This is a genomic window from Methylobacterium sp. (genome assembly GCF_019750675.1).
In the GTDB taxonomy this organism is placed as follows: domain Bacteria; phylum Pseudomonadota; class Alphaproteobacteria; order Rhizobiales; family Beijerinckiaceae; genus Methylobacterium.
Genome location: NZ_JAIEOF010000445.1, coordinates 1 through 10454, shown reverse-complemented (window position 1 = coordinate 10454; position 10454 = coordinate 1). Strand labels below are relative to the sequence as shown.

Annotated in this window: 12 protein-coding genes; 5 read left to right on the top strand and 7 right to left on the bottom strand. The window is 69.8% G+C overall.

Annotation, left to right across the window (positions count from 1 at the left end):
• Positions 1 to 304: 304 nt before the first annotated feature.
• Entirely contained in the window at positions 305 to 1015 is a 711-nt protein-coding gene (locus K2X24_RS23515) for a DUF4142 domain-containing protein (RefSeq protein WP_292501670.1), read from the top strand.
• A gap of 97 nt (positions 1016 to 1112) precedes the next feature.
• On the opposite strand, the gene K2X24_RS23510 is transcribed toward K2X24_RS23515, so the two are convergent.
• From K2X24_RS23510 to K2X24_RS23500, 3 genes are all read right to left on the bottom strand, one after another.
• Entirely contained in the window at positions 1113 to 1784 is a 672-nt protein-coding gene (locus K2X24_RS23510; protein ID WP_292501669.1) for a carbonic anhydrase, read from the bottom strand.
• Positions 1785 to 1906: 122 nt separating this feature from the next.
• Positions 1907 to 2422: an NUDIX domain-containing protein gene (locus K2X24_RS23505; RefSeq protein ID WP_292501667.1), complete on the bottom strand. Its 516-nt coding sequence runs from the start codon at positions 2420 to 2422 to the stop codon at positions 1907 to 1909.
• Positions 2423 to 2435: 13 nt separating this feature from the next.
• Positions 2436 to 3218, bottom strand: coding sequence for a DUF429 domain-containing protein (locus K2X24_RS23500; protein WP_292501665.1), 783 nt, complete (start codon positions 3216 to 3218; stop codon positions 2436 to 2438).
• A gap of 114 nt (positions 3219 to 3332) precedes the next feature.
• Here K2X24_RS23500 and K2X24_RS23495 point away from each other — a divergent pair, with 114 nt between their 5' ends.
• Positions 3333 to 3731, top strand: a complete 399-nt coding sequence (locus K2X24_RS23495; protein ID WP_292501663.1) for a DUF3775 domain-containing protein — start codon at positions 3333 to 3335, stop codon at positions 3729 to 3731.
• Positions 3732 to 3808: 77 nt separating this feature from the next.
• Here the strand turns inward: K2X24_RS23495 and K2X24_RS23490 are convergent, their stop codons facing one another.
• Entirely contained in the window at positions 3809 to 4486 is a 678-nt protein-coding gene (locus K2X24_RS23490; RefSeq protein WP_292501662.1) for a hypothetical protein, read from the bottom strand.
• Between the two features lie 90 nt (positions 4487 to 4576).
• Between K2X24_RS23490 and K2X24_RS23485 the strand changes: the two genes are divergently transcribed.
• Complete coding sequence (locus K2X24_RS23485; protein ID WP_292501660.1) at positions 4577 to 5236, top strand: transglutaminase-like cysteine peptidase; 660 nt, start codon at positions 4577 to 4579, stop codon at positions 5234 to 5236.
• Between the two features lie 90 nt (positions 5237 to 5326).
• Positions 5327 to 5665, top strand: a complete 339-nt coding sequence (locus K2X24_RS23480) for a hypothetical protein (RefSeq protein WP_292501658.1) — start codon at positions 5327 to 5329, stop codon at positions 5663 to 5665.
• A 20-nt stretch (positions 5666 to 5685) separates the two neighbouring features.
• On the opposite strand, the gene K2X24_RS23475 is transcribed toward K2X24_RS23480, so the two are convergent.
• The 3 genes from K2X24_RS23475 to K2X24_RS23465 all read right to left on the bottom strand — a co-directional run bounded on the left by K2X24_RS23475 (position 5686) and on the right by K2X24_RS23465 (position 8533).
• A complete protein-coding gene (locus K2X24_RS23475) occupies positions 5686 to 6819 on the bottom strand; it encodes an ABC transporter permease (RefSeq protein WP_292501656.1) in 1134 nt (377 codons plus the stop codon).
• Between the two features lie 25 nt (positions 6820 to 6844).
• Entirely contained in the window at positions 6845 to 7285 is a 441-nt protein-coding gene (locus K2X24_RS23470) for a DUF4112 domain-containing protein (protein WP_292501673.1), read from the bottom strand.
• Positions 7286 to 7378: 93 nt separating this feature from the next.
• On the bottom strand, positions 7379 to 8533 hold the full coding sequence (locus K2X24_RS23465; RefSeq protein WP_292501654.1) for an aminotransferase: 1155 nt from the start codon (positions 8531 to 8533) through the stop codon (positions 7379 to 7381).
• A gap of 701 nt (positions 8534 to 9234) precedes the next feature.
• On the opposite strand from K2X24_RS23465, the gene K2X24_RS23460 reads away from it, so the two are divergent.
• On the top strand, positions 9235 to 10454 hold a 1220-nt coding region (locus K2X24_RS23460; RefSeq protein WP_292501651.1), incomplete at its 3' end, for an MdtA/MuxA family multidrug efflux RND transporter periplasmic adaptor subunit.

Sequence of the window (10454 nt, the reverse complement as noted above, 5' to 3'; positions counted from 1 at the left end):
GCCTTTTCCCGAGTGCCTTTTCCCGAGTGCCTTTTCCGACAGCGCCTTTCCGGCTCGCCGTCTCGAAGGTCGCGAACCGTGTCTCCAGGCATTCGTCCGCAACCCGCAGCCTAGTGAGTCCGCAAAGCTTGGCCTTAATCAGGGAAAGATTTCCGAACTGGGTGCGAAAATGGGTTCACGCGAGCATGGAACTCAATCGCGCTTACGTCGTTGGCCCCGCAACCGTGACGGGACGTTGCGCGGACGGGTTGTTTTAGCCTGGCGCGCCGCCTGTGACGTCTATCAACACGAATTCGAGGATCTCATGATCAAGAAGACCTTTGCCCTGACCGCCGTGATGGCCGCCCTCGCCACCCCCGCCTTCGCGCAGGGCATGCCGGGCGATTTCCGCATGGAGGCGATGCAGGCCAACGCCTTCGAGATTCAGTCGAGCCAGATCGCGCTCAACAAGAGCCGGAACCCGCAGGTGCTGCGCTTCGCCCGCGAAGCGATCCGCGATCATCGCGCCGCCAACGTCGCCCTGGCGGGCGGTGAGCGCAACTACGCGGCCGTACGCAACAACGAGGGCGTCGGCGGCCTGATCACCGCCCCGCTCGCGGTGGCCGGTGGTGCCGTGGGCGCGGCCACGGGTGCGGCGGCCGGCGTCGTCGGCGGGACGCTCAGCGGCGGCCCGGTGGCGGGCGTCGAGGGCCTCGGGAGCGGTGCGGCGCGCGGCGCCGAGACCGGCAGCCGTGCCTTCAGCGGCGATGTCGACGCCACGGCCGGCACCACGATCGTCCAGCCGAACCCGCAGCAGCAAGCGATGCTCGCCGAACTCTCGCAGACCCCGGCCGGCCCGCGCTTCGACAGCCTCTACGGCCGCATGCAGGTCCAGTCGCACGAGATGACCATCGGCATGTTCCGCTCCTACGCCGCGTCCGGCCCGAACCCGGCCCTGCGCGCCCATGCCGAGCAGGCCCTGCCGGTGCTGCAGTCCCACTACCAGATGGCGCAGCGCCTCCCCGGCGCCCGCTGATCCGAACGAAGCGACACGCCGGGCCCGTCGCCCGGCGTAGTTCGAGACAAAAGGGACGTCGCGCCTTCGGGGCGCGACGTCCTTTCGCGTTTCCGGCCTATTCGACGGCGCGGCCGATGATGGCGGCGGGGGTCAGGCTACGGCCCGCCCCATCGACGGCCGGCTTGAACTCGCCGGTCTCGGGGTCGCGCAGGAGCAACTCGCCGCGGGCGATGCCGAAATGGGCGCCGTGGAGAGCGAGCCGGCCGCTCTCGACCCGCGTGCGCACGAACGGAAAGGTCATCAGGTTCTTCAGGCTCTGCGCGACCATCGAGTACTCGAGCCGGGTCAGGTAATCCGGTGCGTTCGGGTCGCCCGCCAGGGCGGCGGCGGGTTCGACCAGCGAGACCCAGCTTCCGATGAAGTTACCCTTGGAGAGGGGTTTGGCGGGATTGGCGTAGGCCTTGATGCCGCCGCAGGTGGCGTGCCCCAGCACGACGATGTGCTTGACCTCCAGGCCCTCCACGGCGAACTCGATGGCGGCCGAAGTGCCGTGATAGTCGCCGCCCGTCTCGTAGGGCGGAACGATGTTGGCGACGTTGCGGACCACGAAGAGTTCGCCGGGGCCGGTGTCGAAGATGACCTCGGGCGAGACGCGGCTGTCGCAGCAGCTGATCATCAGCACTTCGGGGCTCTGGCCATCGGCCAACTTGGCGTAGCGCTTGGCCTCGTCGGTGAGGCGTCCGTCGATGAACGAGCGGTAGCCGGCCTTCAGCGTCTCTGGAAACATGGAATGGTCCTCGCTCATGGGTTTCGTGACTCACAGGTGTCTTGGACGGGCGTCTTGGGGCGACGCGCGCCTCGGGTGACGGGCGATCTGGGTGGCTCGCCATCGCACGGCAAGCCGGATGGCTAGGGTTGCTCCCGCCAGTTTAGGACGACCGGCGTGGCAGGTATCGTCCCGGCTATGATGTCGCGGGCGACCGCCGCCAGTCCCTTCGGCTCGATCCGCTCGGACGTGGCCTCGAGTTCGGCCAGCGTCCACCAGCGGGTTCCGAGAACCGGGTTGTCCTCGGTCTCGGCGAGCCGGCTCGTGTCCACGGTCGCATCGGGCAGGTGGACGACGAAGTAGCGCTCGCGGGCATCGCGCGAGGTTCGGAAGTGATGGAAGGGGCCGTCGCACGCGGCGACCTGCGGCCCGATCTCGATCCCGGTGACGCCGATCTCCTCGGAGAGTTCGCGGCGGCAGGCCTCGACGTGGTCCTCGCCCGGTTCCAGCCCACCGCCGGGCATGAACCAGAAGGTGCGGTCATCCGGCCGCGCCGGATCGATCGGCCGCACCGCCTCGTAGGCGATGAGCAGCAGGCGCCGGTCCGGGTCGAACACCAGGGCTCGGGCAATGTCGCGAACGGCTAGATCCTGCGTCATCTCGTACCCCAACTCAGCGCTTCGCTTTAACAGGGAAATCGCCCGGGACCAGGGGCGGGCCGGCGGCCCGGGCCGGCATCCAGATCACGATCGGTAGACCTGCCGCGTCGCGCCCCGGCGGATCGGGCAGGGGGATCGCGCATCCCGCCAGGATATCGCGGGCCACGACGAGGCCGGCCAGGGCGTCGAGGTGATCGTCCGCCCCGATGCCCGCCGGCCGGGCCGCGATCAGCCCGGCCGGCAGGCCGGCGGCGGCGAGCAGAGCGCGGCGCTCGGTCAGGCCGTCCTGGCGCGCGGGCCCCTTCTTGCCCGCCGCCAGGGCCCGCCCGCCGTTGAGCCGGTGGAACGCGATCTCGGGATGGATCTCGTGCAGGCGCATCATCAACTCGGGCCGCGCGCGCAGGAGCGTATCGACCTCGCGGACGTAGCCCAGGATGTTCCAGCACTGGATCGAGGGGGCGAAGGGGGGCGTGCTGTGCGCCCGCGACAGGACCTTGGCCTCCGCGTAGGTCTGGGCATGGACCGCCGCGCGGGCCGGCACCCGGAACACGCTGGCCCGGCCCCGACCGAGATGCGCCCGCGCCGCGCGGTCGGCCGCGCGCCCGCCCCCCGTCACGTGGCTGTCGAGCCCGATGGGGATGTCGATCCCGACGCTGAGCGGTGCCTCCGGCGCGTCCAGCAGGTCGGCGACGCGGGCGAAGCGCGCGGCCCGGTAGCGGCCCGGGTCGTCGAGGTCGAGGAGCACGCCCGCCCAGGCGCCGCGGCAGCCGTCGAGGCCGCCGATCCAGCGCGTCATCGGCTCACCCCCGCGCTCGGCCGCGCATGCCGCGACGCGAACCGGATCCGGCCTGGCCCGTTGTCGCTGCTCGGGGCCGCCACTGCCGGCGGCCGGTGAAACGGGAATGCATTCATGGACATCGCCGTCGACAAGGTCACCGAGATCATCCTGCGCGTGCGCGCCGTCGATGTGAAGGAAGGGGCGACCGATCCCGATTCCGGCTCGAACCCCACCGATGACGGTGCCACCGACGTGCTGATCTCGGGCACCGACGACGCCACCGAGGAGGAGTTGCGCGCGATGATCGGCGCCCTCAACGACGACGAACGCGCCGACCTCCTGGCGCTCCTCTATATCGGGCGCGGCGACATGGAGCCGGAGGAGTGGGCCGACGCGGTCCGCTTCGCCCGCGAGCGCGAGGCGGCGGGCGAGGGCGCGGCCCACGAGATCCTGGGAATTCCGAACGCGGGCGACCTTCTCGAGGAAGGCCTGTCCAACCTCGGCATCACACCGGACCTGCCGCAGGCCTGAGCCCCGCGCCCGGGATCGGTTCCGCTTGGCGGAACCGATCCCCAGCACCGTCGCGCGCGTGACGGAAATCCCGGTCGCTACCGGCAGGGCAATGCGGTCGCGGTGTCGGCGACCAGACCCGCCGTGTCGCGCAGGCTTTCGGGCTGGTTCGGGTCCAGCGATACCGCCTCCGCTTCCCGATGCAGGCGATCGTTGCAGGCACAGGTGGCCACCTGACCGCGCGGGGGCGAGCATATGTCATGGTGCATGCAGGCTACGTCCAGAGCATCGATCGGCGGACGCGGGCTTCGGTTTCCAGGCCCACAGTAATTGCCATGAATGAGGAAGGTGCCGCGCTCGGTATCGACGTAAGGCATCTCCTGAGCGCGCGCCGGAAGGGTCAAGAGGCTTGCCAGAAGTGCGGCCGATGCTGTGTTCGTCAGCAAGCCGCAGAAAAACTGATAAAAGTTATCCGAATTCATTGTGAATGCCTCGTCATCGTGCCCCGTCGCGCCCTCGTGGACGAAGATGGTGCAGCTTGGCGATGTGCCAAGCACCGTATCGGTCGATCGTGATGGTGGCGCGACGGCACGCGCGATCAGGCCGTGATCGTCCCGCGCACCAAGCGATCCCGGTCCGCCCGGTCGCGCGCCTCGGAAATCCGAAGGCGATCCGGGGTGAATCATCCGACGAACCGTGTCGGTGTGCCAGGGCGGCCCGTCGTCCACGCCCAGGGAAAAGCCCGGCGATTGCGCGGCCCGGACCCCGCCATCCACACCGTTAACCTTTTCTTAACCCGCCGATTGCCGTGCAACGCCTGCCATGGGACATTCGTTAACAGAAGCTTAACGGGACCAGCGGCGGTCATGCGGTACGGAATTTCCCAGCGTTTCCCGACCCTCAAGGGCCGTCTCGCCGCCCTCGGCGGGGTCGTGCTCCTCGCCGGCCTCACCCTGGCGCCCGGCGCCGGCGCGCAGACCCTGGCGTCTCTGCCCACGGTGCCGAGCACGATCACGGCCGGTGCGCCGGCCCGGGCGATCGCCGCCTGGGTGGATTTCTGCCAGAGCTACACGGCCGAATGCGCCGTCGACACCGCCGAGCCGGCGCAGATCACCCTGACGCCCGCCACCTGGAACACCATCGTGTCGGTGAACCGCCGGGTGAACAAGTCCCTGCGGGCGGTCACCGACATGGAGCACCTGAACGTCGCCGATCGCTGGGATCTGGCCGAGGACGGATCGGGCGACTGCGAGGACTTCCAGCTTCTCAAGCGCAAGTTCCTGGCCGAGGCCGGCCTGCCGCGCCGGGCGATGCGCATGACGGTCGTCATCGACGAGAAGGGCGAGGGCCACGCCGTCCTGACCCTGATCACCGACCGGGGCGACCTCGTCCTCGACAACAAGACCAGCGCCGTGCTCCCCTGGCGCCAGACCGGCTACACCTTCATCAAGCGCGAGAGCCAGAGCACGGTCGGCTGGGTCTCTCTCGGCCGCGCCACCTCGCCGGTCACGACCGCCAACCGCTGAGCGTCCCGGAACGAGACTGGGGACAATGCACGCTTTAAGGCCGGGTTAAGCCTGGCCGCGCGAGGGTGACCGGGTTCGGGAAGCCTCGCCATGACGATCCGCGACCGCGCCTTGCCCGCGCTCTCACTCCTCTGCCTGATCCTGTTCTCGGGCGGCGCCTCGGCCGAGGGGCAACCGGGCGTGGCGGACCGCCACGGCGCCTGGCGCGCCTGTCTGCACAGGAACTTCGCCCTGCAGGTCGCTCTCTCCAGCCGGGTCATCGCGGCGGATTCCGCCCTGCGGGCCTGTCGCCCGAGCGAGCAGGCCTATCTCGCCGCGCTCTCCACCTCGCCCCTTGTCGACGGCGACGACGTCGCCCGCGTCCGCCCGGCCCTGATCCTGCGGGCGAAGGGCTGGCTCCTCGATGGCGGCGCCTCCCGCCCGCTCTGACGCGGCGCGGGAAATCGGGATCAGCCGAAGGATTTGCGGGGATCGAAGGCGTCGCGCACGGCCTCGCCCGCGAAGACCAGCAGGCTGAGCATCACCGCCACCACGAAGAACCCGGTCAGCCCGAGCCAGGGCGCCTGGATGTTGTCCTTGCCCTGGGCCAGGAGCTCGCCCAGCGAGGCCGAGCCCGGAGGCAGCCCGAAGCCGAGGAAGTCGAGGGAGGTCAGCGTCCCGATCGACCCGTTGAGGATGAAGGGCAGGAACGTCAGCGTCGCCACCATGGCGTTGGGAAGGAGATGCCGGCTCATGATGCGGATGTTCGACAGGCCCAGGGCCCGGGCGGCGCGGACGTACTCGAAGTTGCGGGCACGCAGGAATTCGGCGCGCACGACGCCCACGAGGGACACCCACGAGAACAGTAGCAGGATGCCCAGCAGGACGAAGAAGCCCGGCTCGATGAAGGCCGAGATGATGATGATGAGGTAGAGGGTCGGAATACCGCTCCAGACCTCGATGAAGCGCTGCAGGGCGAGATCGACCCAGCCGCCGAAATAGCCCTGCACCGCCCCGGCGACGACGCCGATCGCCGACGAGATCAGGGCCAGGATTAGCCCGAACAGCACCGAGATGCGAAAGCCGTAGATGATGCGCGCCAGCACGTCGCGGGTGGTGTTGTCGGTCCCGAGCCAGTGCGTCTCCAGCTCGGCGCAGGTCTTGCCCACGTTCTGGCACTGCGCCTCCGTCAGCAGCCAGGTCGGCGGGGACGGGGAGGGGGTCGGCAGGCCGTCGATGATGGTGTCGTAGGAATAGGGGATCGGCGGCCAGATCGCCCAGCCGTTGTCGGCGATCTCCTTGCGCGTCTCCGCCGAGCGGTAGTTCGGCCGGGCGTAGAAGCCGCCGAACTTCTCGTCCGGGTAGTCGATGACCACCGGAAACAGGATCTCGCCCTTGTACGAGACCACCAGGGGCCGGTCGTTGGCGATGAACTCCGCGAACAGGCTCGTGACGAACAGGCCCGTGAAGATCAGGAACGACCAGTACCCGAGCCGGTTGCGCCGGAAATTGGCGAGCCGCCGCCGGTTGAGCGGCGACAGGCCGCGGTGCGGCGGGGGCAGGGCGACCGCCTGGGCGGTGTCGGGACGCGCGACCTCGTTCATCGGGCGCCCCTCCGTCCGCCGGCGGTCAGCCGTCGATGCGCGTTGCCGTGCCCTCGATCTCGTTCGGGCGCAGGCCGCCGTGACGCTCGAGGTGGCGCCGCAGCAGGCGCACGTTGCGCCGGTTGGCCTTGAAGGCCGCATCGAACAGGTCGCCCGCGAGCGGCACGGCGCCGAGCGCCCCGTCCGCCGCGATGTTCAGGGCCATCCGGGCGATGAGCCAGCGCGGCGCCCCGAGCCGGCGCGCCTCCACCACGATGTAGGAGGCCAGCAACATGCCGGCCACGTCCCCCACCACCGGCACGAGGCCGACCAGCGCGTCGAGACCCACGCGCCGGTTGATGCCCGGGATCACGAAGGCCGAGTCCATCAGATGCGCGAACGCCTCCAGGCGCAACAGCGTCGCCTCGCGGTCGTCCGCCTTCGGGCGGAAGCGGGCGGTGGCACCGGCGGTCTGGGTGAAGTCCATGGTCGGGCTCCGGGTGATGCGCGGCGTGGTCATGCGCCAGGATGTGGCCCCGGCCCTGCGCCCCCGCAAGCGCCGTCCGCGCGAACCCGCCCATCAGGCCGCCTGCCGGGCGACGGTGGCGAGCCGGTCGAGAGCCCGGTCGAGGACATCGTCGGCCTTGGCAAAGCACAGCCGCACGAGGTGGCGCACGGAGGCGTCGGGGTAGAACGCGCTGATCGGGATCGCCGCGACGCCGTGCCGGCGCACGAGGTCGTCGCAGAACGCGACGTCGTCGTCGCAGCCCAGCGGCGCGAGATCGACGTTGAGGAAGTAGGTCCCGTGCGAGGGCAGTACCCGGAAGCCCCGCGCGGCGAGGCCCGTCGCGAGGTGGTCGCGGGAGGCGGCGAAGCGCGCGCGCATGCCGGCGAAGTAGGCGTCCTCCTTGGCCAGACCGTAGGCCACCGCCTCCTGCAGGGCGGGGGGCGTCGTGAAGGTGAGGAACTGGTGGGCGTTGGCCACCACGCGCAGCAGGGCCGGCGCCGCCATCACGAAGCCGACCTTCCAGCCCGTGAGGCCGAAGATCTTCCCGGCCGAGCCGATCTTCACCGTCCGGTCGCGCATGCCGGGCAGTGCCATCAGGGGGATGTGCCGGGCGCCGTCGAAGACGATGTGCTCCCAGACCTCGTCGCAGATCGCCACCACGTCGTGGCGCGTGCAGAAGGACGCCAGCAGCGCCAGGTCCTCGCGGCCGAAGATCGTCGCGCTGGGGTTGAGGGGATTGTTGAGGACCACGAGCTTGGTCCGGTCCGAGAACGCCTCCGCGAGGGCGCCCGCGTCGAGCCGGAAATGCGGTGGCTGAAGCGGCACGATGCGGGCGACGCCGCCGGCCCGGCGCACCAGCGGCAGGTAGGCGTCGTAGAGGGGTGCGAACAGCACGACCTCGTCGCCCGGTGCGATCAGGGCGAGCAGGGCCGCCGCGATGGCCTCGGTGGCCCCGGAGGTGACCATCACCTCCGCCGTCGGATCGAGGTCCAGCCCCTGGTGATGCGCGTAATGCGCCGCGATCGCCCGGCGTAAGCTCGGCATGCCCATCATCGGTGGATACTGGTTGTTGCCGTGCAGGATGGCCTCGGCGGCCCGGCGCCGGACATCCTCCGGTCCCGGATCATCGGGGAAACCCTGGCCCAGGTTGATCGCGCCGAGTTCGCTGGCAAGGCCCGACATCACCGTGAAGACGGTCGTCGGCAGATCGGCGAGGACGGGATTCATGGGTCGCGGGGGGCTCGAGGACGATACGCGGGCTCTGGCCGGCATGGCGTAGCACGAGGCCACGCGCCCGCGAAATGTGCGGCCTCGCACCTGGCCGCGCCGGCCAGGATCGATGTCGACTGACGATTATTGACAATCATCAGCCATCACGTATCTCTGGGACACGGCTGGAGCGGTGATTGCCAGCGCGGGACTTCGCCCCCTCGTTCCGTTCACGTTGTCACCGCTCCGGTCCGTTCAAGAAAAGGCCGTCGCCTGCCCCGGCGACGGCCTTTTTCGCGTGCGCGCCGAACCGGTGTCCACAGAGACGGCACCATGCCGGCACCCCGTGGGCTGCCAGCAACACGGGGGAAACCCGAAGGCCCCACTGGAGTCGCATTGGTCCCCCAGAAGGCGTGCCATGCCGTGCCGCGTTCCCTTTTCGAAGCCTCGTTCGGGCGTCTTGGCGCGTGCGGGGCGGGTCTTCGCGCGCGCAGAACCGAAAGGCGCCGCGCCGCGCGGGCGCCGCGACGGTTTCGATGGGGTGCGACCTCGCTCGATGCTGTCGCTGACCGGTCGGCGGACTTATCTTGAGGACAATGCGGCAAGCCCGGACGGCAGAGCCGGATGGAGGAGGGACCAGACTCGTTGGTCTCATGTGAGGATGCCGTGAGACATTCCAGCGCGTCACGCCGTTTCCGACACACCGCGATCGTCAGGCCATGAACGAAACCTCGCCCATCCGAACCGAGACCGCGCGGGAATATCCCGGCGCGATGCCGGCCGACACGCGCGACGCGCCGCCCGTGCGCCGCCGCAGCCGGGCGGGGCTCTGGTTCGTCGTGCTGCTGCTCCTGGCGGGTGCCGGCTATGCGGGCTACCGCTACTATTGGGCGCCGAAATCCGGCACCGAGGCCACGGCGACGCCCGGGCGCGGCAAGGGCGGCGGCCGCGGCGGGCATGCGGAGCCACCCCAGGCGGTGGGCATCGCCACGGTCGCGCCGGGCGACGTGCCGATCGTGCTGGCCGGCCTCGGCACCGTGACCCCGCTCGCCACCGTGACGGTGCGCTCGCAGATCAGCGGCTACCTGACCGAGATCGGCTTTCGCGAGGGCCAGACCGTGAAGAAGGGCGACTTCCTCGCCCAGATCGATTCCCGACCCTACGAGGCCCAGCTCGCCCAGTACCAGGGCCAGCTTATGCGCGACCAGGCGCTGCTGCAGAACTCGAAGCTCGACCTCGCCCGCTTCCAGCGCCTCTCCCAGCAGGATTCGATCTCGAAACAGAACGTCGACACGCAAGGGGCTCTCGTGAAGCAGAACGAGGGCACGGTGGCGGCCGACCAGGCCCTCGTCGACCAGCAGAAGCTCAACATCGCCTACACCCGCATCGTCTCGCCGGTGGAGGGCCGCGTAGGCTTGCGGCAGATCGACCAGGGCAACTACATCACCGCCGCCTCGACCAGCATCGTGGTGGTCACGCAGTTGCACCCGATCTCGGTGGTTTTCACCCTGCCGGAGGACGACGTCGCGCGGGTGATGCGGCGGGTGCGTGCCGGCGCAAAGCTCGCAGTGACGGCCTACGACCGGGGCGACACCAACGCCATCGCCACCGGCGTCCTCGACACGGTGGACAACCAGATCGACACCACCACCGGCACGGTGAAGCTGCGGGCGATCTTCGCCAACCAGGACGACGCGCTGTTCCCGAACCAGTTCGTCAACGCCAAGCTCACCGTCGACACCGTACGCGACGCGCCCATCGTCCCGACCGCGGCGATCCTGCGCGGCACGCCGGGCACCTACGTCTACCTCATGCAGGGCGACGACAAGGTGGTGGTCCGCCCGGTCAAGCTCGGCGAGGCGGACGGCCCGCGCACGGTGGTCACGGAGGGCCTGAGCAACGGCGACCGCGTGGTCGTGGACGGCACCGACCGCCTGCG